This window comes from Kitasatospora sp. NPDC096204, assembly GCF_044763205.1.
GTDB lineage: Bacteria > Actinomycetota > Actinomycetes > Streptomycetales > Streptomycetaceae > Kitasatospora.
Map to the genome: position 1 here is coordinate 33,459 of NZ_JBIWFT010000038.1, position 22,325 is coordinate 55,783.

Sequence of the window (22,325 nt, forward strand, 5' to 3'; positions counted from 1 at the left end):
CGCGGGCCTGACGCCCGGGCCAAGGCCTGACGCCCGGGCCGGCGAGAGGCTGACGCCGGGGCCCGATGGGGAGGGCTCAGCCTTCGAGCAGCTCGTCCGCGAGCAGGTCCATCAGCAGGTTGTCGTGCCAGGTGCCGTCCGGGCCGCGCTCGTACTGGCGCATGGTGCCGACGGTGTGGAATCCGACCTTGGCGTAGCAGCGGATCGCGGCGAGGTTGTCCGCGGCCGGGTCGATCACCAGCCGGTGGTAGTGGTGGTCGTGCACCAGGTGCCGGGCCATCGTCCGCACGGCGTCGGTGCCCAGACCCAGGCCGTGCACCGTCGGGTCGAGGTAGAGGTCCATCCCGGCGTGCCGGTACTCGTCGTCGTTGTTGGCGTACCACTGGATGGCGCCGACCACCTTGCCGCCGAGGTCGATCGCGAAGGTCTCGGTGCCGGGCGACTCCAGGTCGTTGGCGACCTCGCCGAGCAGGTCGTCGCCGCCGCGCCAGCGGGCGAACACCTCGGGCGTGCCGCGGATGGCCGCCAGTGCCGGGATGTCGTCGCCGGTGGCGGGGCGGAGCGTGACCAAGGTGCCGTGCAGAATCGTCCCCATATGGGGCATGTTGGCACGGAAACCCGGCTCCGGCGAGTGTTTTCGGACCGCCGTCCGGCCCCTTCCGGCGTGCGGCCGCGGGGCGGGGACGGCAGGCCCACGGGGCCGGGACGGCAGGCCCGCGGGCGGGCGTCGGACGGAGGGGCGGGCGTCAGACGGAGGGGTGCGGGTCGCCGAGGGGGCCGAGCCAGACGGCGGTGACGGCGTTGACGTAGCGGGCGCCGCAGTGGTCGTCGGGGACGACGAGCTGCGGCCCGGTGGCGTCCAGCGGGGCGCCGTCCATGCTGGTGGCGAGCAGGATCTCCTGGTCGCCGAAGTCCGGGTCGATCTCGGCCCAGGAGACCACCGCCCGGTGGCCGTCGGCGCCGGCCACGGAGAGCAGGAAGCGCAGCCGCTGCTTGCGGCCGGAGAAGTCGATCCGGGGCCGGGCGGCGCGCAGCACGTCCAGCAGGCGCGGGCCCTCGTAGCCGTGGCGCCGCTCGCCCGCGGTCAAGCAGTCGAAGCCGACCTCGACCCGGCGGGCGGGGAGGGCGCGCAGCTGCGCGACCGTGAGTTCGGCGGGGCGGTCGAGGTGGCCGTGGAGTCGGACGGTGGGTCTCGCCGGGGTCATGGGTGCTCCCTCCTCGCGGGCCACGGCGCCGTGGCCCGCGAGGAGGACTACCCGAGGCGACAGGCGGGCATTCGCATCTGCCAGGCCTTGAGAGCCATTTCTCCGCAGTTGCGATGGCCGATCCTCCAGTCGGCTGGATTCTGCGGTCAGGCTTCCTCGAACCGCAGCGCCCGGCGGACGTAGCCCGCGTTGCCCGAGGCGCAGCCGATCAGGACCACGTCCTGCCCGTCCCGGCACTCGAACACGGTCCAGTTCTTCTCGACCGTCTTCGGGTCGCCGTCACGCCGCTTCCGGACCTCGACCAGCACCAGGTCGCTCGGCAGGTAGCGGGCCCGCACGTCGGCCGCGCGGAGCGGCGAGATCGCGAGGGCGCCGACCGAGGCCTGCAGGAACTCCGCCGTCGGGCGGCAGTAGGGCCGGGCGCCGGTGACGCAGCCCTCGAAGAACACCACCCGCCCCTCGGCGAAGGCGTCGTGCTCCTTGCGCTCCTCCGCCGTCGACTCGCCGACCGTCGCCCCCAGGATCTCGACGACCGCACCCAGAATGTCCACGAGCATCCGTGTCTCCCCTCCACAGCTCGTACGTACAGGCCATTCGACCACGGACCGCCCGGACGGCACAGCCCAGGGCGCCCCCTCCCGGCCCGTCTCCCGGGCGCGGACCGGGAGGAGGCGGAAGGATTTCCCCACGGCGGTGTCGATCCGGCGCCGGCCCGTTCGACGCAGGAGTGAGAGGCGGGGAGAGGCCCCGCCCGCTCGACCGAGGAGTCACCATGCCGCGCTTCATGACGCTGATCCGCATCGACGAGAACGCCCGCGGTGGCTGGGAACCGGATCCGGGCTTCGAGCAGCGGATGGGAGCACTGTTCGAGGAGATCACCAGGGCCGGTGTGATGCTGGAGACCGGCGGCCTCACACCCACCTCCCAGGGCACCCGGCTGACCTGGAACGACGGGAAGGTCAGCTGCACCGACGGGCCGTTCACCGAGACCAAGGAGGTCGTCGGCGGCTACGCCATCTTCCAGTGCAAGGACCACGCCGAGGCCCTGGAGTGGACCCGGCGGTTCCTCCAGAGCCACCCCGTGCACTGGCCGGTGGAGGCCGAGGTCCGGCAGATCGACGAGATGCCGGAGCCGCCGAAGTAGCACCTGCGTCGACGCTTGCCTCCGTCCGCACCGGCTGCTCTGATGAGTGGCCGTGACGGAGAGGGCTGTTACCCGCAGGACCACGACGGCGGCTGTCGAGACGGTGTTCCGGATCGAGTCCGCGCGGATCATCGCCAGGGTCGCCCGGATCGTCCGGGACGTCGGCATCGCCGAGGAGCTGGCCCAGGACGCGCTGGTGGCCGCGCTGGAGCGGTGGCCCCGGGAGGGCGTACCGGACAACCCGGGCGCCTGGCTGACGGCCACCGCCAAGCACCGGGCGATCGACCTGGTGCGCCGCCGGGAGGTCTACGCCCGCAAGCTCGCCGAGGTGGGGCGGTCCGCGGAGGACGTGCCGCCCCCGGAGCCGGCCGCCCCGGACGACATCGACGACGACCTGCTGCGGCTGATCTTCACCGCCTGCCACCCGGTGCTGTCCGCGGACGCGCGGATCGCGCTCACCCTCCGGCTGCTCGGCGGGCTGGCCACCCCGGAGATCGCCCGCGCCTTCCTGGTGCCCGAGCCGACGGTGGCGCAGCGGATCGTCCGGGCGAAGCGGGCGCTGGCGAAGGCGGGGGTGCCGTTCGAGGTGCCGTACGGGGAGGACCGGACGCGGCGGCTCGCCTCGGTGCTGGAGGTCATCTACCTGATCTTCAACGAGGGCTACTCGGCGACCGCGGGGGACGACCTGCTCCGCCCCCGGCTGTGCGAGGACGCGCTGCGGCTGGCCCGGGTGCTGGCCGTGCTGATACCGGCCGAGCCGGAGGTGCACGGGCTGGCCGCGCTGCTGGAGTTCCAGGCCTCGCGCACGATCGCCCGGACCGGGCCGGACGGGCGGCCGGTACTGCTCGCCGAGCAGAACCGGGCCCGCTGGGACGGGCTGCTGATCCGGCGCGGCTTCGACGCCCTGGAGCAGGCGGGCACCGGGCCGTACTCGGTGCAGGCCGCGATCGCCGCCTGTCACGCCCGGGCGCGGCGCTACGCGGACACCGACTGGGGGACGATCGCCGCGCTGTACGAGCGGCTGCTGGCACTGTCGCCCTCCCCGGTGGTGGCGCTGAACCGGGCGGTGGCGGTCTCGATGGCACGGGGCCCGGCCGCCGCGCTGGAGCTGGTGGACGGGCTGGCGGCGGAGCCGGCGCTGCGCGGCTACCACCTGCTGCCGAGCGTGCGGGGCGACCTGCTGGCCCGGCTGGGGCGGGCGGCGGAGGCCCGGGAGGAGTTCGAGCGGGCGGCGGGGCTGACCCGCAACGAGCGGGAGCGGGAGCTGCTGCTGGAGCGGGCGGCGGCGCTCGGCGAGGGGCCGGGTGGGGAGGGCCGGGGGTCCTCCCCCGGCTCCGACCCCGATTAGGAGTTCTCCTCCAGCCGCAGCCGCGCGCTGACCGCGCCGAGGCCCTCGGCGAGCACCGCGAGCTGCTCGCGGGTGAGCACGTCGATCAGCAGCTCGCGCACCAGGGCGACGTGCCCGGGTGCGGCCTGGCGCAGCATCTCCCGTCCCTGGTCGGTGAGTTCGGCGATGACGCCGCGCACGTCGCTGGGGCAGGAGCGGCGGGCGACCAGGCCCGCCCGCTCCAGCTGGGTGACCTGGTAGGTCAGCCCGCTCTTGGAGGTGACCAGCTTGTCGGCGAGTTCGGTCATCCGCAGCGAGTCGCCGGGGGCGGCGGACAGGTGCACCAGGATCTCGTACTGCTGGTGGGAGAGGCCGGAGTCCTCCTTGAGCTGGCGTTCCAGCCTCCGGTTCAGCAGGTTGCTCGCGGTGACGAAGCCCCGCCAGGCGGCCGCCTCGTCCCGGTCCAGCCAGCGGGGTTCGTTCAGTGAGGACATGGGGTGAAGCCTACTCCTGTTGTTCAAATTCGAACGAAGGTGTACCGTCGATCGCAGCAGAGGTTCAAATTTGAACTACCTGCTTACCCGAACTGCCAGACCCGCCCCACCGGTCGAAACGGTCCCGAGGAGGACGCCATGAGCACCGCGGCCCCCGAGCGCATGCCCGCCCTGTACCTGTCGCACGGCGCCCCGCCGCTGGCCGACGACCCGATCTGGCCGGGCGAGCTGGCCGCCTGGTCCGCCGACCTGCCCCGGCCCAAGGCCGTCCTGATGGTCTCCGCCCACTGGGAGGAGGCTCCGCTCGCCCTCGGCGCCGTCACCACCATCCCGCTGGTGTACGACTTCTGGGGCTTCCCCGAGCACTACTACCGGGTCCAGTACGCCGCCCCCGGCGCACCGGAACTCGCCGAACGCGTGCGCAAGCTGTTGCGCGCCCCCGGCACGCCCGTCCAGGACATCCCCGACCGCGGACTCGACCACGGCGCGTACGTCCCGCTGGTGGAGATGTACCCGGACGCCGACGTCCCGGTGCTCCAGGTCTCGCTGCCCACCCTCGACCCGCAGCGACTGATGGAGATCGGCCGCAAGCTCGCCCCGCTGCGCGACGAGGGCGTACTGATCGTCGGCAGCGGCTTCTTCACCCACAACCTGCGGGCGCTCAGCAGGGACGGCCGGGTCACCTCGGTGATGGCCGAGTTCGACGACTGGGGCCGGCGCGCCCTGGCGGCCCAGGACCTGGACGCGCTGCTCGACTTCGAGCACAAGGCCCCGGCCGGGCGCCTGGCCCACCCGCGCACCGAGCACTTCGCCCCGCTGTTCGTCACCCTCGGCGCCGGCGAGGCCGACCTGGACAGCCAGCGCAGCGTCATCGACGGGTTCTGGATGGGCCTGGCCAAGCGCTCGATCCAGCTGGGCTGAGCCGCGAGATCGCCGCGGCCCCACCCGCCCGGCTGTCGCGGCCCTCGCCGGGGAGCGGACCGGTCATCGGATCAACTCCCGGCGCGGGCCGGGGCGCTGGGCCTATCGTGTGACGTTCCGTCGAAGTCGGACCCGAAGTCGACGTCGAAGCCGAAGGAACGATCATGCGCAGCGGCGACGCCGTACGAACCGCCCTGGACGCCTCGCTGGCAGTCCTCTCCCCGCACACCGGGGACCGCGACTGGGACGTGCCCGCCGGACTCCTGGAGTGGAGCTGCCGCGACACCGCCGCCCACATCGCCCACGACCTGCTCGCCTACGCCGGCCAGCTCGCCGCCCGGCCCAGGGACCGCTACCTCCCGCTGGACCTCACCGTCCGGCCCGGGGCCGACCCGGCCCAGGTGCTCACCGTGGTCACCGCCGCCGGACACCTCCTCGCCACCGCCCTGGACGCCGCCCCGCCCGAGCTGCGCGCCTACCACCACGGGCCCTGCGATCCGCTCGGCTTCGCCGCGATGGGCGTCGCCGAGACGCTGCTGCACACCCACGACATCACCGGCGGCCTCGGCCTGCCCTGGCAGCCTCCCGCCGACCTGTGCCGCTTCGCGCTCGACCGGCTCTTCCCGCACGCGCCGCAGGAGCCGGCCGCCCACCCGGCGGAGGTCCTGCTCTGGTGCACCGGGCGCGGGGAACTGAACGGCCGCCCGCGCAGGTCCTCGTGGACCTGGCGGGCGGCCATCGGCGAGTGGCCGGACTGATCCGGGCGGTCGGTCGGTCAGGCGTCGCCGGTGGCGGCCTTCTCGGCCCGGCTGCGCTCGACGCACAGCTCGTTGCCCTCCGGGTCGGACAGGGTGACCCAGCCCTTGCCGTCCGGGCGGCGGTGGTCCTCCAGGACGGTGGCGCCCAGGGCGACCAGGCGCTCCACCTCCTCGTCCCGGCCGCGGTCCTGCGGCTGGAGGTCGAGGTGGATCCGGTTCTTCACCGACTTGCCCTCGGGCACCCGGATGAAGAGCAGCGAGGCGCCGGCGGACTCCACCACGGCCATCTCGTCACCGGGGTTGTCGTCCGCACCCAGGGTGCCTTCCAGCGCCTCGACCCAGAAGCCGGCCAGGGCGTACGGGTCGGCGCAGTCAATCGTCACATGTCGTACCAGAGAAGCCATGGGCCTACTCTGAAGTGCGCCGATCGGATCCGTCCAGCCAATTCCGGGAGTGCCGGTGGCCGTCCAGCGGGTACGGCGGGAAGGCCGGGACGATCTCCGTGAAGGTGTAGCCGCTCTTCTCCGCGACCCGGCAGGAGGCGTGGTTGTCGCCCTCGTGCAGCAGGTCGATCCGGCGCAGGCCGCCGGCGGCGAAGGTGGCGAAGGCCCAGGCGGTGAGGGCCTCCACCGCGCGCGGCGCCACCCCCCGGCCGCGGGCCGGGCCGGTCGTCCAGTACCCCACCTCGGCCCTCTCCCCGCCCGGGGTGCCGCGCTTGAGCACGACGTTGCCGACCAGCTCGCCGGCCTCCAGGACGGCGAAGGAGTACCGGGTGCCGGCCGCCCGGCCGTCGTACTGGAGCCGCAGCCAGTGCGCGGCCTGTTCGGCGTCGTCCACCGGGGTGCGGATGTAGCGGCGCAGGGTCTCGTCGCGGTAGGCCTCGATCAGGGCGGGCGCGTCGGCGTCCTCGAAGGGCCGCAGCACCAGGCCGTCGGCCGAGATGGCCGCGGTGGCGGTCACTTGAGGCCCTCCCAGCCCCAGCGCGGGGTCGGGCCCGGGTCGCCGAGGTCGGTGCCGGCCGGGGAACCGGAGACGTCCTCCGCGATCCTGGTGCCCCAGTCGAAGTACTCCAGCACCCGGCGGCGGAGCAGCTCGTCCTCGGGCAGCTCGGCGCGGACGGCCTCGGCCATCAGCTCCATCCAGCGCAGCCGTTGCGCCTCGGTGATGGCCAGGCCCAGGTGGGCGCGGAGCAGCGACTGGTGGCCGCCGAGGTCGTCGGTGTAGCCGGTCGGGCCGCCGAAGACCTCGGCCAGCCAGACCGCGACGTGCTCGATGTGGGTGGGGGTGAAGTCGGCGAAGACCGGGGCGAGCAGGGGGTCGGCGAGGGCGCCCCGGTAGAAGGTGCGGCTGAGCCGCCGCAGGACGTCGATGCCGCCGACGGCCTCGTAGAGCGTGCCGGGCCGGTGGTCGTTCAAGGTGTGCTCCCCGTGGGTGAACCGTGCGTTGTGGCCTTCCTAGCAGGCGGAGGGCGCGGACGGAGGCACTGTGAGCCCGCTGTTCGCGCCGGGCTCAGCAAGCGGAGGGACGGGCTCCAGCTGCCCGGCCCGGCGGCGGGCGGCAGGCGGCCGGCAGCGGGTGGCAGGCGCGCCGATGCCCGGCGGGACCGCACCGCGGTACCCACCGGACGGGTGACACCCCCGATCGGGGGTGTGCAGGGTGCGGGCTGGGGAGGACAGTGGGCCCCATGCAGATTCCACTCTCCGTGATGGACTTCCTCGACCGGGCCGAGCTGGTCTACGGCGACCGGGTCGGCATCGTCGACGAGCCGGTGCAGCCGGCCGAATCCTGGGGCGAGCTGAGCTACCGCAGGGTCGCCGAACTGGCCCGGGCCCAGGCCGCCGGACTGGACCGGCTCGGCGTCGGGCCGGGCGAGCGGGTCGCGATCGTCTCGCACAACTCGGCCCGGCTGCTGACCTCCTTCTTCGGGGTGAGCGGGTACGGCCGGGTGCTGGTGCCGGTGAACTTCCGACTGAAGGCCGAGGAGGTGTCGTACATCGTCGAGCAGAGCGGCGCCTCCGTGCTGCTGGTCGACCCCGAGGTCGCGGACTCGCTGAGCGGGGTGGTGGCCAAGCACAAGTTCGTGCTCGGCGCGGACAGCGACGCCGTGCTGTACGACTTCGACGGCACCCCGCGGCGCTACGCGGTGGACGAGAACGACACCGCCACCATCAACTACACCAGCGGAACCACCGCCCGCCCCAAGGGCGTTCAGCTCACCCACCGCAACATCTGGTTGAACGCGACGGTGATGGCCCTGCACTACGGCGCCGGCGACCGGGACGTCTACCTGCACACCCTGCCGATGTTCCACGCCAACGGCTGGGGCCTGCCGTTCTCGCTCACCGGCCTGGGCGCCCGGCACATCGTGCTGCGCAAGGTGGACGGCGCGGAGATCCTGCGCCGGGTCGAGCGGCACGGGGTGACCTTCCTGTCCGGCGCGCCCGCCGTGGTCCAGATGGTGCTGGACGCCGCCGCCGACTGGGACGGCCCGGTGCCCGGCCGGGACCGGGTGCGGATGATCGTGGCCGGCGCCCCGCCGCCGACCTCGGTGATCCAGCAGGTCGAGGAGCAGCTGGGCTGGGAGTTCATGCAGCTCTACGGCCTGACCGAGACCTCCCCGGTGGTCACGGTCAACCGCTCGCGGACCGAGTGGGACACGCTCCCGGCCGCCGAGCGGGCCGAGAAGCTGGTGCGGGCGGGCGCCCCGTCACTCGGCACCCGACTGCGGGTGGACCCCTCCGGCGAGGTGCTGGTGCGCTCCAACACCGTGCTGGACGGCTACTGGCGGCAGCCCGAGGCGAGCGCCGAGGCGCTGCGCGACGGCTGGTTCCACACCGGCGACGGCGGCACCCTCACGGACGGCCTGCTGACCATCTCGGACCGCAAGAAGGACGTCATCATCAGCGGCGGGGAGAACGTCTCCTCGATCGAGGTGGAGGACTGCCTGTACGACCACCCGGCGGTCGCCGAGACGGCGGTGATCGGAGTGCCGCACGAGAAGTGGGGCGAGACGGTGAAGGCGCTGGTGGTGCTCCGGGAGGGCCACGAGGCGGTCACCGAGGCCGAGTTGATCGCGCACTGCAAGCAGCGGCTGGCCGGCTACAAGTCGCCCACCACGGTGGAGTTCCGGGACTCCCTGCCGCGCACCGCCACCGGGAAGCTGCAGAAGTTCCGGCTGCGCGAGCCGTACTGGTCCGGGCGGGACCGCCAGGTCAACTGACGAGCCCCGACTCCCGTGCCGCGAGGGCGAGTTCGGTCCGGTTGCGGACCCCGAGCTTGTGCATCGCGGACTTGAGGTAGCCCGTCACCGTGTTGCAGGTCAGGCCCAGTCGGGCGGCGATCTCCGGGTTGGTCCGGCCGGTCGCCGCCCAGCGCAGCACCTCGTGCTCGCGCGGGGTCAACGACGGTACGGCGGAGGCCCTCCGGGGCCGCTCCCGGCTCCAGGCGGCGGCCCCGGCGAGCGCCCGGGTCGCCGCCTTCGCCAGCGTGCCGACCGCGGAGATCCGCACGTCCCCGAACGGGACGACGGTGCGCAGCGAGGCGTACACCACGCCGTGCACGGTGCCGCCGTCCATCAGCGGGACGGTGAGCATCGCGTACAGGTCGTCGGCGGCCACGGCCGCGTCGTAGTGGTGCGAAATGGTCGTCGCCGCACGGTAGTCGGGCACCCAGGTGGGCGCGCGCTCGGCGAGCGCCCGACCGCCGAGGCCGAGTCCCGCCGGGACGGGCACGTCGTGCAGCAGGTCGGCCCGGGTGCCGGCCCAGTGCCGCAGCACCATGCCCTCGGCGTCGGGGCCGCTGCCGGCCAGCGACTCGGGCACGCCGACCAGGCCGACGTCGACGCCGCACTCCGCCACCACCCGGCGGGCGAGGTCGCCGAGCACGGCGTCCCGCACCAGCTCGGCGGCGCGCGCGGCGAGTTGGGGATCGTCGGGTTGCGCAGCGTCGTCGAGGGGTTGCGCAAGGTGGGGGTCCGCAGCCCTGGTCATCGCGGAATTGTCACACGCGGTGGAGCCGGTGGCGAGAGTCCTGACATGCGTGTTTCGTGGAGTCGCGGACGCCGGCAACTACCCGGGCGTAGGGTGCGCCCGTGCGCTACCGGCGGGTAGCGAACACCGGCGGCAGCGGGTGATGGCCAACGACGGCAGCGGGTGGTGAGCACCGGCGGCAGCGGGTGGCGGCCAACGACGGCAACCGCCTTGAGGGAAGAAGGGGAACCGATGACCGAGCCGAAGGCCCCGGACGACGTCCTGGGCGGGCTGCTGGCGGACCTGCGAGCCGAGAGCGCGGTGCTGGACGACCTGGTCGCCGGACTGCCGGCCGAGGACTGGGCCCGCCCGACGCCCGCCGAGGGCTGGACGGTGGCCCACCAGATCGCCCACCTGGCCTGGACGGACGACTGGACGGCGTTGGCCGCGCGCGATCCGGAGGGCTTCGGAGCCTCGCTCGGCGGGCGTTTCGCCGAGCTGTCGGCGGCCGGCGCCGACCCGGTCGAGGAGGGCGCCCGCGCCGGTGCGGCCGCCGCGCCCGCGGCGCTGCTCGCCCGCTGGCGGACCGGGCGCACGGAGGTGCTGGCCGCGCTCGGCGCGGCCCCGGCCGACGTCCGGCTGCCCTGGTTCGGCCCACCGATGAAGCCCCCCTCGATGGCGACCGCGCGGCTGATGGAGACCTGGGCGCACGGCCAGGACGTCGCGGACGCGCTCGGCACCACCCGCGAGCCCACCGACCGGCTGCGGCACATCGCCCACCTGGGGCTGCGCACCCTGGGCTTCGCCTTCACCCTGCACGGGCTGCCCGCGCCGGAGCGCCCGGTCCGGCTCGAACTGGCCGCGCCCGACGGCGAAACCTGGTCCATCGGCCCGGCCGGGGCGCAGGACGTGGTGGCCGGGCCGGCCCTGGACTTCTGTCTGCTGGTGACCCAGCGCCGCCACCGGGACGACCTCGCCCTCACCGCCACCGGGCCGGTCGCGACCGCCTGGCTCCCGATCGCCCAGGCCTTCGCCGGGGCGCCGGGCAAGGGGCGGCAGCCCGGGTCGTAGGGCGCGCGGGCCCCGGGCGCGGCGCTGTCGGACCCCCGGGGTTGAATGACGGCATGAACGCCCTGCTCAGCGCCCTGCCCGCGATCTCCGACCTGCGCGACCGCTGCCGCGCCCTGGCCATGCTCGACGCGATCATCTGCCCGGACGACTGGGAGGCGCGGTACTACTCCTTCGACTCCGCCTGGGGCGAGGACGAGGAGATGGCCTCGATGCGCGACGGCGAGGGGTCCGACTGGTTCATGGTGTTCTCCCCCACCGGCGTCTACGGGCGGGGCTTCGGCCACGGGGCCGCGAACAGTCCGGAGCTGCTCGCGGCCGTCCCCGAGGAGTTCCGCCGCTTCGCCGAGGAGCCCGCCTTCCAGGACGAGGACGGCCCGGTCGTGACGGTCTGCTTCTGGCGCGCGCCGCAGGACGCCGCCTGGCACGGCGCGGCCGCCGAGCGGGGCGCGGAGGGCCTCTTCGAGCTGCTGCTGGACGGTTCCGCGGAGGCCTACCTGGCGTGGGCCGAGGAGTACTTCGAGCCGGAGCACGAGCTGGACCCGGCCGCGATCGGGCACGTCCTGGCGCTGCGCCCGCTCACCCCGGCCGTGGTGGCGGCGCTCAACCCGGACACCGACCTGGAGGAGCTCGCCGAGGACCTCGCGGAGATCGGCTACCCGGTCGGCTGATCACAGGCCGATCCGCAGGGGGGTGAGCCGGGTGGCGATCAGGTTGGTGGCGCCCCGGTCGCGCTCGATGTGCCCGTGGACCAGCAGCCCGGCCCGGTCCAGGGCGGTGCGGCGCTGGGACTCCCAGACCGGACGGTTGCAGATCACGTTGATCAGCCCGGTCTCGTCCTCCAGGCTGAGGAAGAGCACCCCGCCGGCCGTCGGCGGCCGCTGCCGGTGGGTGACCAGGCCGCCGACCACCACGGCCGTCCCCGGCGGCACGTCCGGGAGCCGGTCGGCGGAGAGGGCGCCGCCGCGTTCCAGCTGGGCGCGCAGGTGCTGGAGCGGATGACTGGTGGCGGAGGTGCCGGTGGCCCACAGGTCGGCGATGGTCTCCTCGACCGGGCTCATGCCGGGCAGCTCCGGCGCCTCGGTGCCGGGAGTGGTGCCGGGGATCAGCTCGGCCGAGATCCCGGCGAACGCCCCTGCCGCCCACAGTGCCTGACGTCTCGTCAGCCCGAAACAGTCGAAGGCCCCGGCCGTCGCCAGCGCCTCCAGGACGGGCCCCGGCAGGCCGGTGCGGCGGGCGAAGTCCTCCAGGTCGGCGTACGGCTGCCCGGCCACGATCGTCTCGGCCTGCGGGGTGCCGATGCCGCGCACCGTCTCCAGGCCGAGCCGGATGGCCGGCTGCGGGCGCCCGGCGGTCAGCGGCGGCTTGGGGGTCGGCCCCCGGTACGGCTCCAGGGAGGGCCGCGCCCCGCTGGCGTTGACGTCCACCCCGCGCACCCGCACGCCGTGCCGCCGGACGTCCGCGACCAGGCTGAGCGGCGAGTAGAAGCCCATCGGCTGGTTGGCCAGCAGGGCGCAGGTGAAGGCCGCCGGGAAGTGGTACTTGAGCCAGGCGCTGGCGTACACCAGGTAGGCGAAGCTGATCGCATGGCTCTCCGGGAAGCCGTAGTTGGAGAAGGCCTCGATCTTGCCGTAGACGTCCTCGGCCACCTCGGGCGGGATGCCGCGCTCGGCCATCCCGCCCAGCAGCCGCTCGCGCAGCCGGGCGACCCGTTCGTGCGAGCGCTTGGCGCCCATCGCCTGGCGCAGCCGGTCGGCCTCCGCGGGGGTGAACCCGGCGCAGTCGATGGCGAGTTGCATCATCTGCTCCTGGAACAGCGGCACCCCCAGGGTCTTGCCGAGCGCGTTCTCCATCAGCGGGTGCGGGCAGCCGGGCGGCTCCGCACCGGCGCGGCGGCGCAGGTACGGGTGGACGGATCCGCCCTGGATCGGGCCGGGCCGGATCAGCGCGACCTCGACCACCAGGTCGTAGAAGTGGTCCGGCTTGAGCCGGGGCAGGGTCGCCATCTGCGCCCGGGACTCGACCTGGAACACCCCGACGGTGTCGGCCCGGCGCAGCATCGCGTACACGCCCTCGTCGTCATCCGGGATGGTGGCCAGGTCGTAGCGCAGGCCGTGGTGCTCCGCGACCAGGTCGCAGGCGTCGTGCAGGGCCGCGAGCATGCCGAGGCCGAGCAGGTCGATCTTCACCAGTCCGGCGCCGGCGGTGGACTCCTTGTCCCACTGGAGCACGGAGCGCCCGGGCATCCGGGCCCACTCGGTGGGGCAGATCTCGCCGATCGGCTCCCGGGTGAGCACCATGCCGCCCGAGTGGATGCCCAGGTGGCGGGGCAGGCCGTGGAGCTGGGTGGCGAGCTGGAGCACGTCGGCGGGGATGACGGCGTCCGCGCCGGGGGCGGAGCGGAAGTCGGTCTGCCGGCTGAACGCGTCCACCTGCCCCTGCGGGTAGCCGAGCACCCGGGCGGCGTCGCGGATCGCCAGCCGGGGCCGGTAGGTGATCACGTTGGCGACCTGGGCTGCGTGCTCGCGCCCGTAGCGGCCGTAGACGTACTGGATGACCTCCTCGCGGCGGCGGTTCTCGATGTCCAGGTCGATGTCGGGCGGCCCGTCCCGGGCGGTGGAGAGGAAGCGTTCGAACAGCAGCTTGTAGTGGATCGGGTCGACGGCGGTGATCCCGAGGGCGTAGCAGACCGCCGAGTTGGCGGCCGAGCCGCGACCCTGGCACCAGATGTCCCGGCTCCGGCAGAAGTCCACGATGTCGTGCACGATCAGGAAGTAGCCGGCCAGGTCGAGGTCCTCGATCACGTCCAGCTCCTTGGCGAGCTGGCGGCGGGCGGCGGCGTTGCCGGGGCCGAACCGGGCCGGGCCGCCGGCCGCGACCAGGGCGCGCAGGTGGCTGATCTCGGTCTCGCCCGCGGGGACGGGGAAGCCGGGCAGCTCCGGGTCCAGCCGGGCGAAGTCGAAGGCGCAGGCCCGGCCGAGTTCGACGGTGGCCCGCTGCACCCCGGGGAAGCGGGCCAGCCGGCCGGCCATCTCGCGGCCCGAGCGCAGGTGCGCGGTGCCGGCCGCCCGGGTCCAGCCGACCGCGTCCTGGAGGGTGCGGCGCCCGTGCAGCGCGGCGAGGCTCTGCGCGAGGCGGCCCTGGGCGGGGCCGGCGTGGTGGGCGTTGGTGGAGGCGACGACGGGGAGACCCGCCTTCGCCGCGAGGGCGGCGAGGGCGTCGTTGCGCCGGTCGTCGCCGGGCAGCCACTGGTCGATCAGCTCGACGTGCACGTTCTCGCGGCCGAACGCCTCGGTGAGGGTGCGGAGCCGGTGCTCGGCCTCGCTCCGGGTGGCGGGCGGGGTGGCGGGCGGGGTGGCGTTCCGGGCGGGGCCCGGGGTCGTGCCCTGGGTGGAGCCTTGGGCGCCGCCCAGGGTGGCGCCTTGGGCGGTGGGCGGGTCGGCCAGCGCGGCGGGGACCCGGCCGAGGCGGCAGCCGGTGAGCACCGCCCAGTGGCCGTCGTGCGCCCCGGCGAGCGCCTCGAGGTCGTACACCGGGTTGCCCTTGGCGCCGCCGGCCAGCTGGGCGGCGGCGATCGCGGCGGAGAGGCGGCGGTAGCCTGCCGGGTCGCGAGCGAGGACCAACAGGTGCTCCGTCGCCTTTTCATGACGGATCGTCAGTTCGGCGCCGAATGCGGTGGCCAGGCCCGTGCCCCGGGCCGCCTCGGCGAGCCGGACGGCGCCGTACAGGCCGTCGTGGTCGGTGATCGCGAGGGTCTCCACGCCCAGCCGGACCGCCTCCGCGACCAGGTCCTCCGGGTCGCTGGCGCCATCGAGGAAGCTGAAGGCGGAGTGGACGTGCAGTTCGGCCCAGGGTTCGGGGCCGGGTTCGGGTGCGGATTCGGGTTCGGCTCCAGGTCCCGGGGTCGGGGGCTCCTGGGGAACGAGACGGGGACCGCGCAGCGGGACGACCGCACGGTCCGGCGCCGCGCCGGACAGCCTGCGGTGCAGCTCGCTCCAGGGAACGGTGGGGTGGCTGGTGAAGCCCATCGGGGTCGCCTTCGTCGCTCTCGTGCTCGTCCTGCTCCCCCCTCCCACTGGGTTCCGGAGCCGCTAGTCGTAGCCGGCCTCCAGGTACCAGGCACCCCCCTCCACGGTGAGCAGCAGCGCCCGGCCGCCGCCCACCACGACCTGGAACCGCGCCCGGCGCCGGGCCAGCGACTGGTCCCACCAGTACTCGACCGCCGGCCAGGGCCCGGTCCAGCCGTCCACCCGCTCCTCCCGGCCCCGGACCACGACCAGGGCCGGCCGGGCCGACACCCCCGCCCGGCCGTCCACCGTGACCGGCCGCCCGGCCCCGTCCAGCACCCGCACCGGCGCCGGCTCCCGCAGCACCACGGCGGGCCACACCTCCGGAAGCCGCCCCGGCCAGGGCGCGCCGGCCGGCGCCGCCGCCTCGTACGGCTCGCCCCACGGCACCTTGACCACCTGCTCGCCCGGGCCGCGGCCGCCGGCCGGCTCGATCCGGCGCAGCCCGGCGTGCCCGAGCACCGCCTGCACCCGGGCGACCGCGCGCTCCACCCGGTCGTCCGCGACGGCCTGGCCCCACAGCGCGAGCTGGCGGCCCTGGTCCGGGGAGAGGCCGTCGGGGGCCAGCCGGAGCAGGGTGAAGCCGGCCTGGGCGCCCGGGTCGCTGCCCCGGGCGCCGCTCGGGTCACTGCTCTGGTCGTTGCTCGCCGAGGTGCCCTCGGAGGTGCCCGCGAAGGTGCCCGCGCCCTGCCAGGCCTGGAGCTGCCAGCGGACCCGCTCGGCCAGTGCCGTCGCGGACAGCCGGCCCTCGTGCCGCCACAGCCGGGAGGCCGTCCGGCCGTCCGCGCAGGCCACCTCGACGGCCACCCTGCGGCAGGTCAGCCCGGCCCCGGCGAGCCGCTGGTGCAGCTGCTCGGCCAGCGCGCGGGCGACGAACACCAGTGGCTCGGCCAGCGGCTCCGGCGGGTCGAAGCGCTGCTCGACGGCGAGGTCCGGTTCCTCCTCACGTGGCACCAGCGGGCGCGGCTGCAAGCCTCGGGCCAGCCGGTGCGCGACCGCCCCGGACGGGCCGAAGCGGTCCGCGACCGACTCGGCCGGCAGCGCGGCGAAGGCCCCGACGGTGGGCAGGCCGAGCCGCCCGAGCAGCTCGGCCAGCGCCTCGTCGCCCAGCGCGCTCACCGGGTACGGGGCGAGGAACTCCGCCGTCCGGCCCGCCGGGACCAGCACCCCGGCCCGGGCGGCGAGCACGGCGGCGAACAGGCCGTCGGCGACGCCGACCTGGGCCTGCGGGGCGGTTGCCGGTCGGGCCTCGACGGGTCGGGCTTCGATGGGTCGGGCCTCCACCGGTCGGGCCTCCACCGGTCGAACCTCGACCGGTCGAGCCTCAACGGGGCGGGCCTCAACGGGGCGGGCCTCGACGGGCACCGCGACCGGGACGGCCACCGCACCCGGGACGGCGTCCGGGACAAGCGGCTGCCCGAGGGCGTCCGCCACCGCTCTGCCGACCTTGGCGGCCAGCGCCTCCTCACCGCCGAAGTAACGGCCCGGGCCCTTCACCGGAATCGCGCACAGGCCCGGGCGGATCACCTCCACCCGGGGCGTGAACGCCTCCACCGCCGCGACCACCGGCTCGAAGCGGCGAGTCTCCGCCTCCGGGTCGCGGTCACGCAGTTCCAGCGACGGGCAGAGCCGTTGAGCCAGCTTGAGCCGCTGCCCCTGCCGCACCCCGGCCTCCCGGGCGCCCGCCGAGCAGGCGAGGATCCGCCCGCCCTCGGTCACCGCGACCGGGTCGTCGCCGGTGAGGGCCACCACCGGCCAGTCCGGACACCAGACCACCAGCACCCGGGGGGTTCTGTCGTCCGCCATCTCAGACCACCGCCGCCACGCGGGGGGCCATCGGCTCCGCCGCCGGTATCACCGGAATCGCCGGGAGCACCGGGAGCACCGGGATCGCCGGACCTGCCGCCGGTTGTGGCTGCTCCTGGAGCGGCTGTTCCTGGAGCGGGCGCACCGCGCCGTGCTCGTCCGGCAGCCAGAGCCGGGCCGTCCGGCCGTGCACCGCCGAGCCGCGACCCTCGGCCACCACCTCCACCTGTCGGCCGACGAGCTGCCCGTGGCCGTCGCCCAGCCCGAACCAGCGCCCCGAGCGCACCCCCAGCCGTAGTGCCGCACCCGGCCACGGTCCGGCGACCAGCAGCACGCAGCCGCTGCGCCGCAGCACCGCCGCCAGCCGGGCCGCCAGCTTCGGCGGCACCGGCCCGTCCGGGCGCAGCATGATCAGCTCGACCGCACCGGCCAGCACCGAGACCACCTCGGCCCAGTGCGCCCCCGGGTCGTCCACGACCAGCAGCCGTCGCAGGTCCAGCCCGTACCCCTCGGCGGCGGCCAACCCCAGGTCCGGTAGTCCGACCGCCGCGGCCCAGCCACCCTCGGTCTCCTTCACCCCGGCGGCCAGCGCCAGCAGCAGCCCGGCGTCTCCGCCCGCCACCGACACCGCCGTCCCCCGGCGCAGCCCGGCGTCGGGCAGCACCTCCCGCAGCGCGGACGGCACCGGCACCAGCCCCCGGGACCCCGCCACCGTCTGCCAGGTACCCGGCGTCCCCCGTCCCTCTCGTTCCCCTTGCCCCCCCGGCACGGCAGCCGGGGACACCACCGGGCGGAGCACGGGACGTGCGGGCTGCTCGGCGGTGGATTCGAAAACAGATTCGAAAACGGGCACAACCCCAGGATCGAACATTCGTTCGCAAAGATTCAAGTCCGCCCAGGTCACCTCACTCGCCACTCTCCGCAACCGGCCCCACCGAGGCCCGGCCTCAGGCCGGTGGGCTTGGCCCCAGGTCGGCGGACTTGGCCTTAGGTCGGTACGGGGCACGGCCGACGGCGATCCACCGGGAACGCGGGCGACTTTTTCCGCGGTACGGCCGAATCCTTCGAGGCGGCGCGCACCTCTTATAGACGTGCCGACGAACGTCCGGCACGGGATCCGGAGGTAGTGATGATCGTCGGAATCGGCATCGCCGTCGCCCTGGTGCTGCTCTGCACCTGCATGGTGGTCGTGAAGCGCAGGCGAGCCGGACGTGGCTGAATCGACCTGGCCCGGCGCGCGGCTGATCGCCGCCGCGCAGGGTGGTGACATCGACTCGATCGCCGCGCTGGTGTCGGGCTCGCACCCCAACGTGCAGCGGTTCGCCCGTTCCCTCTGCGCCACCCCGGAGGACGCGGAGGACGCGGCGCAGGAGGCCCTGATCATCCTGTACCGCAAGATCGGGATGCTGCGGGCCTCCGGCGCTCTGGCGTCGTGGATGTTCCGCATCGTCCGCAACGAGTGCCTCCGGCGCGCACGCGCCCAACTGCGGGACCACAGCGTGCCGTTGCGGCAGGACACCGCCGTGGCCTCGGCCGAGGACCAGGTCCTGCGGAGCCTGGAGGCGGGCACGGTGGCGGCCGCGGTCGCCGCCCTGCCCCCGGACCAGCGCCGCGTGCTGGTCATGCGGGACATCCAGGGCCACAGCGGCCGCGCGGTCGCCGACGCGCTGGGCCTCAGCACGGCGGCGATGAAGTCGCGCCTGCACCGGGCCCGCACCGCGGTCCAACAGGCCCTGCGGGCCACCACCTGAATCCGGACGGAGGGAACGATGACTGGAACGACGGGCAGGACGAAGGGCGGTACGAAGGGCGGTACGAAGGGTTGGACGAAGCCCGGGTCCGCCGCTGGACCCGGCGGCCCCGACTTCGCGAGCGGGTCCCTGCCCGAACACGTCGTGCGCGGCGTGGTGGGTTTCGGCGCGCTGGTCGGCTCGGTCGCCCTCATCCCGGCGGTCGGGCCGGCCGCCCTGACCCTCCTGCCGGTCGGCCTGCTCGCCCTGCGCGGCTGCCCGACCTGCTGGACGATCGGCCTGATGCAGACGATCTCGCGGGGCCGCCTCCAGCGCTCCTGCGAGGACGGCCAGTGCAGGCTGACCGTCGCCGGCCATCGGCGAGCACCGGGAGGACGGGTCCGGAAGTATGTCGGCGCCGTTGCGCCGTCGGGTGACGATGCCGGACAGGTGACGCCGGACGGGTGACGGTGCTCGCCCGGCCGGACTACCGGCAAGTGTTTTTTCCTTGACAAATTTTTTTGTCGGTATAGAAGCTGGAACGGTGCTGGAAGTCGCCGTGATCGAAGAACCCGCCGCGGCCGAGGCCTCGCTGGACCCGATGCGGTCACGCCTCCTCGCCGCCCTGACCGAGCCCGCCTCGGCCGCCATGCTGGCCGCCCGGCTGGGACTCCCCCGGCAGAAGGTCAACTACCACCTGAAGGAACTGGAGCGGCACGGCCTCGTCGAACTCGCCGAGGAGCGCCGCAAGGGCAACGTCACCGAACGGGTGTACCGCGCCGCCGCGGCCTCCTACGTGATCTCCCCCAGCGTCCTGGCCGCCGTGAGTCCGGACCCCGCCCGCTCCCCCGACCAGCTCTCCGCCCGCTGGCTGCTGGCGCTCGGCTCCCGGCTGGTGCAGGAGGTCGGGGCCCTGCTGACCGGAGCCTCCCGGGCCCACCGGCGGGTCGCCAGCTTCGGCATCGACGCCCAGGTGCGGTTCGCCTCCGCCGCCGACCGGGCCGCCTTCGCCGAGGAGCTGGCCCAGTCCGTGGCCACCCTCGTCAGCCGCTACCACGACGAGTCCGCGCCCGGGGGCCGCAGCCACCGGGTGGTCGTCGGACTCCACCAGATCCCCGCCGCACTCCCCGAGGCCGAGGCCGGAGCCGGGGCCGGAGCGGGGACGGAACCGGCCGGGGCCGGAACGGGGACGGAACCGGCCGGGGCCGAGATGGCGGCCGGGAACATCGCCGCTGCGGCGGACGAGGCCGGGAGCACACCGAACCAGGAGGACCCGCGATGACCCACCCGTTCGAGATCGAGCTGGAGACCTCCCTGCCGGCGAGCCCGGAACAGGTCTGGGAGGCGATCGCCACCGGGCCGGGAATCGACTCCTGGTTCATGGGCCGCAACGAGCTGGACCCGCGCGAGGGCGGCACCGCCGTCATGGAGACCGGGGGCCACCGCGAGGAGGCGGTCGTCACCGCCTACGAGCCCGGCAAGCGCCTGGCCACCCGTACGGCCACCGGCGAGGACGGCCGGTTCATGGCCTTCGAGTACCTGATCGAGGGCCGGGACGGCGGCGCCACCGTCCTCCGCGTCGTCCACAGCGGCCTGCTCGGCGACGACTGGCAGGACGAGTACGACGCGCTGCGCCGCGGCTGGCCCTTCCACCTCCACACGCTCCGCGAGTACCTCACCCACTTCCCCGGACGCACCGCCGTCCCCGTCTTCGCCGCCGCGCCGTCGGCCGGGCGACCGGAACCGGAGGTCCGGGCCCTCCTCGCCCACGCCCTGTCACTGCCGCTCCCGGTCACCACGGGCACGCGGGTCCACGGGGAACCCGCGGGCCTGCCGCCGCTGGACGGCGACGTGGTCTGGGCGGACGACGAGCGCGTCGAGGTCCGCACCGCCGACGGGCTCTACACCTTCCACCACGGCTCCGGCCTGGTGCTGCTGTTCCACCACCTCTTCGGCCCGGTTCCGGACGGGGCCGTGGCCGAGGCCGCCTGGCAGCAGTGGCTGGCCGAGGCCCTCGCCTGACCTGCGCCTTCGAGCCTTCATGCCTTCGGGCCGTCATGCCTTCGGGCCTTCGGCTCGACAGACCCGATCCCGACCCGGACTCAGCCCCACATCCCAGCCCCACGTCCCAGACCCGCGAGAGAACCGAGGAACCACTCATGCGCACCCTGATCAGCACTGCCTTCATCTCGCTCGACGGCGTCGTCGAGGGCCCCGGCGGCGAACCCGGCTACCGGAACTCCGGCTGGACCTTCAAGGACATCGAGTTCCTCCCCGAGGCGTTCGAGATCAAGGGGCGGGAGCAGGAGGAGGCCACCGCGATGCTGCTCGGCCGGGTCAGCTACCAGGCGTTCAGCCCGGTGTGGCCGGACATGGCGGAGTTCGCCCGCTACAAGGCGCTGCCGAAGTACGTCGTCTCCACCACCCTCACCGAGGACGACCTGGTGTCGAACTGGGGCGAGACCACCATCCTGCGCTCGCTCGACGAGGTCGCCGCGCTGAAGGAGACCGAGGGCGGCCCGATCATCCTCCACGGCAGCGCCGCCCTGAACCGCGCCCTCTCCGACGCCGGCCTGATCGACCGCTACCACCTGCTCGTCTTCCCGCTGCTGCTCGGCGCCGGCAAGCGCTTGTTCAGCACGACGGACAAGGACGCCCAGAAGCTGAAGCTGGTCGAGCACGAGGTGTACAGGAACGGCCTCCAGAAGCAGGTCTTCGACGTGGTCCGCTGACCGGACGGGCCCGTCCGCCCCGCCCGGGTCGTCGCCTTCCTGGCCGCCGTCTCCCTGGCCGTCGCCTCCCTGATGGTCAGCGCTCTGGTGGTCAGCGCGGCTCTGGTGGTCAGCGCCCTGGTGTCAGCGCGGCTCTGGTGGTCAGCACCCGTCCGCTGTGCGCCAGACGAACACCTCGCTGCTCGGCTGCCGCTCCGAGAAGAGCCCCGACGGCGAGGTCAGGGCGAGGAGTCGGCGGAGGTCCGACTCGAAGGCCGGACGGCGCTCGGCGAAGAGGTGCGGCGCCGAGGAGGAGAGCGAGAAGACGCCCGCGACCGCCTCGTCGGCCGTGCGCTCCAACGGCCGCCCGCCCGGGACGACGATCCGCCGCGGACCGGTGAAGCCCGCCCGGGCGAGGACGGCGGCCTCGTCGTCCGGCGTGCCGTACGGCAGCAGCCCCTGACCGGCGCGGCGGACCGGGCCGAGGTAGTGCCGGACCAGTTCCCCGATCCCGGCGTACGGGACCGGCGGGTGCGGCAGCCCCTCGGTGGGACGCGGTTCGCCCTTCAGGTCCGAGAGGTGCACCAGGGCGCCGCCGGGCCGCAGCATGCGCCGTACGGTCGCCGCCACCAGGTCGCGGTCCATCCAGTGGAAGGACTGGCCGAAGACCGCCAGTGTGAAGGTGCCGAGGCCCGACGGCAGTTCCTCGGCCCGGGCCCGCACCCAGGTGGCCTTGGGCTCCGCGGTGCTCACCCGGCGCGCCTCGGCGATCATCCCGGCGTCCGGGTCCACCCCGACGACCTCGTCGAACAGGTGCGCCAGGCCCAGCGCCAGTGTGCCCGGCCCGCATCCCACGTCGAGCAGCCGTCCCCGCCCGTCGAGCCCCAGCTCCTCGGCCAACGCCTCCGCCAGTCCGGGGGCGTACGGGAGCCTGCCGCGGGTGTAGTGGGCGGCTGTTCCGGCGAACAGCGTCTCGTCCCAGGACCAGGCCTCGCCGGTCATCGCCACTCCTTCGAAGGACCCTGACGTTCGGTGAACGGCCTTGATCATGGCATGTGTTGACGCCCGGTCGTGGCTGGCCGGGACCGAACGGGACGGCCGTGGTCGGCCGTGGTCGGCCGGGACG

At 74.4% G+C, this 22,325-nt stretch carries 24 protein-coding genes; 12 read left to right on the forward strand and 12 right to left on the reverse strand.

The features are described 5' to 3' along the window. Window positions 1-76 precede the first annotated feature (76 nt). From ACIQ87_RS32120 to ACIQ87_RS32130, 3 genes are all read right to left on the reverse strand, one after another. Window positions 77-595 carry a GNAT family N-acetyltransferase gene (locus ACIQ87_RS32120; protein ID WP_402413644.1) on the reverse strand — a complete coding sequence of 173 codons (519 nt, stop codon included), beginning with the start codon at window positions 593-595 and terminating at the stop codon, window positions 77-79. Between the two features lie 151 nt (window positions 596-746). Then, complete coding sequence (locus ACIQ87_RS32125) at window positions 747-1,205, reverse strand: molybdopterin-dependent oxidoreductase (protein WP_392868819.1); 459 nt, start codon at window positions 1,203-1,205, stop codon at window positions 747-749. Window positions 1,206-1,351: 146 nt separating this feature from the next. Further along, window positions 1,352-1,762 (reverse strand): hypothetical protein, encoded by a 411-nt coding sequence (locus ACIQ87_RS32130; protein ID WP_402413648.1) that lies wholly within the window; start codon window positions 1,760-1,762, stop codon window positions 1,352-1,354. 215 nt (window positions 1,763-1,977) lie between these two features. On the opposite strand from ACIQ87_RS32130, the gene ACIQ87_RS32135 reads away from it, so the two are divergent. Together ACIQ87_RS32135 and ACIQ87_RS32140 are read left to right on the forward strand one after the other, a co-directional pair. Next, the gene (locus ACIQ87_RS32135) at window positions 1,978-2,349 is read left to right on the forward strand and encodes a YciI family protein (protein WP_402413651.1); all 372 of its coding nucleotides are present in this window, start codon (window positions 1,978-1,980) and stop codon (window positions 2,347-2,349) included. 52 nt (window positions 2,350-2,401) lie between these two features. Beyond that, window positions 2,402-3,697 (forward strand): RNA polymerase sigma factor, encoded by a 1,296-nt coding sequence (locus tag ACIQ87_RS32140; protein ID WP_402413653.1) that lies wholly within the window; start codon window positions 2,402-2,404, stop codon window positions 3,695-3,697. Here ACIQ87_RS32140 and ACIQ87_RS32145 read toward each other — a convergent pair. Continuing rightward, on the reverse strand, window positions 3,694-4,161 hold the full coding sequence (locus ACIQ87_RS32145) for a MarR family winged helix-turn-helix transcriptional regulator (protein ID WP_402413781.1): 468 nt from the start codon (window positions 4,159-4,161) through the stop codon (window positions 3,694-3,696). The two genes, ACIQ87_RS32140 and ACIQ87_RS32145, sit on opposite strands and share 4 nt — an antisense overlap. A gap of 147 nt (window positions 4,162-4,308) precedes the next feature. Here ACIQ87_RS32145 and ACIQ87_RS32150 point away from each other — a divergent pair, with 147 nt between their 5' ends. Beyond that, window positions 4,309-5,091 (forward strand): dioxygenase, encoded by a 783-nt coding sequence (locus tag ACIQ87_RS32150; RefSeq protein WP_402413656.1) that lies wholly within the window; start codon window positions 4,309-4,311, stop codon window positions 5,089-5,091. A gap of 164 nt (window positions 5,092-5,255) precedes the next feature. Next, a complete protein-coding gene (locus ACIQ87_RS32155) occupies window positions 5,256-5,849 on the forward strand; it encodes a maleylpyruvate isomerase N-terminal domain-containing protein (RefSeq protein ID WP_402413658.1) in 594 nt (197 codons plus the stop codon). A gap of 17 nt (window positions 5,850-5,866) precedes the next feature. Here ACIQ87_RS32155 and ACIQ87_RS32160 read toward each other — a convergent pair whose 3' ends face one another. From ACIQ87_RS32160 to ACIQ87_RS32170, 3 genes are read right to left on the reverse strand one after another with little or no spacing between them, the layout of a single operon-like run. After that, the gene (locus ACIQ87_RS32160; RefSeq protein WP_402413660.1) at window positions 5,867-6,232 is read right to left on the reverse strand and encodes a VOC family protein; all 366 of its coding nucleotides are present in this window, start codon (window positions 6,230-6,232) and stop codon (window positions 5,867-5,869) included. A gap of 25 nt (window positions 6,233-6,257) precedes the next feature. Further along, window positions 6,258-6,809, reverse strand: coding sequence for a GNAT family N-acetyltransferase (locus tag ACIQ87_RS32165; RefSeq protein ID WP_402413661.1), 552 nt, complete (start codon window positions 6,807-6,809; stop codon window positions 6,258-6,260). After that, entirely contained in the window at window positions 6,806-7,264 is a 459-nt protein-coding gene (locus tag ACIQ87_RS32170; RefSeq protein ID WP_402413664.1) for a group II truncated hemoglobin, read from the reverse strand. Before ACIQ87_RS32170 ends, ACIQ87_RS32165 begins: the two co-directional genes overlap by 4 nt. Window positions 7,265-7,533: 269 nt before the next feature. Between ACIQ87_RS32170 and ACIQ87_RS32175 the strand changes: the two genes are divergently transcribed. After that, window positions 7,534-9,069 (forward strand): AMP-binding protein, encoded by a 1,536-nt coding sequence (locus ACIQ87_RS32175; RefSeq protein ID WP_402413667.1) that lies wholly within the window; start codon window positions 7,534-7,536, stop codon window positions 9,067-9,069. On the opposite strand, the gene ACIQ87_RS32180 is transcribed toward ACIQ87_RS32175, so the two are convergent. Beyond that, entirely contained in the window at window positions 9,062-9,838 is a 777-nt protein-coding gene (locus ACIQ87_RS32180) for a LuxR C-terminal-related transcriptional regulator (protein ID WP_402413669.1), read from the reverse strand. The two genes, ACIQ87_RS32175 and ACIQ87_RS32180, sit on opposite strands and share 8 nt — an antisense overlap. Before the next feature lie 231 nt (window positions 9,839-10,069). Here ACIQ87_RS32180 and ACIQ87_RS32185 point away from each other — a divergent pair, with 231 nt between their 5' ends. Together ACIQ87_RS32185 and ACIQ87_RS32190 are read left to right on the forward strand one after the other, a co-directional pair. Further along, complete coding sequence (locus tag ACIQ87_RS32185) at window positions 10,070-10,888, forward strand: TIGR03084 family metal-binding protein (RefSeq protein ID WP_402413672.1); 819 nt, start codon at window positions 10,070-10,072, stop codon at window positions 10,886-10,888. A 53-nt stretch (window positions 10,889-10,941) separates the two neighbouring features. Continuing rightward, entirely contained in the window at window positions 10,942-11,556 is a 615-nt protein-coding gene (locus ACIQ87_RS32190) for a hypothetical protein (RefSeq protein WP_402413674.1), read from the forward strand. On the opposite strand, the gene ACIQ87_RS32195 is transcribed toward ACIQ87_RS32190, so the two are convergent. The 3 genes from ACIQ87_RS32195 to ACIQ87_RS32205 all read right to left on the reverse strand — a co-directional run bounded on the left by ACIQ87_RS32195 (window position 11,557) and on the right by ACIQ87_RS32205 (window position 17,470). Then, window positions 11,557-14,913: an error-prone DNA polymerase gene (locus tag ACIQ87_RS32195; protein ID WP_402413676.1), complete on the reverse strand. Its 3,357-nt coding sequence runs from the start codon at window positions 14,911-14,913 to the stop codon at window positions 11,557-11,559. Between the two features lie 63 nt (window positions 14,914-14,976). Further along, window positions 14,977-16,758, reverse strand: a complete 1,782-nt coding sequence (locus tag ACIQ87_RS32200) for a DNA polymerase Y family protein (RefSeq protein WP_402413678.1) — start codon at window positions 16,756-16,758, stop codon at window positions 14,977-14,979. A gap of 1 nt (window position 16,759) precedes the next feature. Continuing rightward, window positions 16,760-17,470 (reverse strand): hypothetical protein, encoded by a 711-nt coding sequence (locus ACIQ87_RS32205; protein ID WP_402413679.1) that lies wholly within the window; start codon window positions 17,468-17,470, stop codon window positions 16,760-16,762. Between the two features lie 499 nt (window positions 17,471-17,969). Between ACIQ87_RS32205 and ACIQ87_RS32210 the strand changes: the two genes are divergently transcribed. The 5 genes from ACIQ87_RS32210 (at window position 17,970) to ACIQ87_RS32230 (ending at window position 21,220) form a co-directional block, all read left to right on the forward strand. Then, window positions 17,970-18,509, forward strand: a complete 540-nt coding sequence (locus tag ACIQ87_RS32210; protein ID WP_402413682.1) for an RNA polymerase sigma factor — start codon at window positions 17,970-17,972, stop codon at window positions 18,507-18,509. A gap of 18 nt (window positions 18,510-18,527) precedes the next feature. Continuing rightward, a complete protein-coding gene (locus ACIQ87_RS32215; protein WP_402413683.1) occupies window positions 18,528-18,956 on the forward strand; it encodes a hypothetical protein in 429 nt (142 codons plus the stop codon). Window positions 18,957-19,032: 76 nt separating this feature from the next. Beyond that, window positions 19,033-19,770 carry an ArsR/SmtB family transcription factor gene (locus tag ACIQ87_RS32220; RefSeq protein WP_402413686.1) on the forward strand — a complete coding sequence of 246 codons (738 nt, stop codon included), beginning with the start codon at window positions 19,033-19,035 and terminating at the stop codon, window positions 19,768-19,770. Beyond that, a complete protein-coding gene (locus tag ACIQ87_RS32225) occupies window positions 19,767-20,510 on the forward strand; it encodes an SRPBCC domain-containing protein (RefSeq protein ID WP_402413688.1) in 744 nt (247 codons plus the stop codon). The genes ACIQ87_RS32220 and ACIQ87_RS32225 overlap by 4 nt, the downstream gene beginning before the upstream one ends. Before the next feature lie 137 nt (window positions 20,511-20,647). Continuing rightward, window positions 20,648-21,220, forward strand: a complete 573-nt coding sequence (locus ACIQ87_RS32230) for a dihydrofolate reductase family protein (RefSeq protein WP_402413691.1) — start codon at window positions 20,648-20,650, stop codon at window positions 21,218-21,220. 141 nt (window positions 21,221-21,361) lie between these two features. On the opposite strand, the gene ACIQ87_RS32235 is transcribed toward ACIQ87_RS32230, so the two are convergent. Continuing rightward, window positions 21,362-22,201, reverse strand: coding sequence for a class I SAM-dependent methyltransferase (locus ACIQ87_RS32235; RefSeq protein WP_402413694.1), 840 nt, complete (start codon window positions 22,199-22,201; stop codon window positions 21,362-21,364). Window positions 22,202-22,325: the final 124 nt, after the last annotated feature.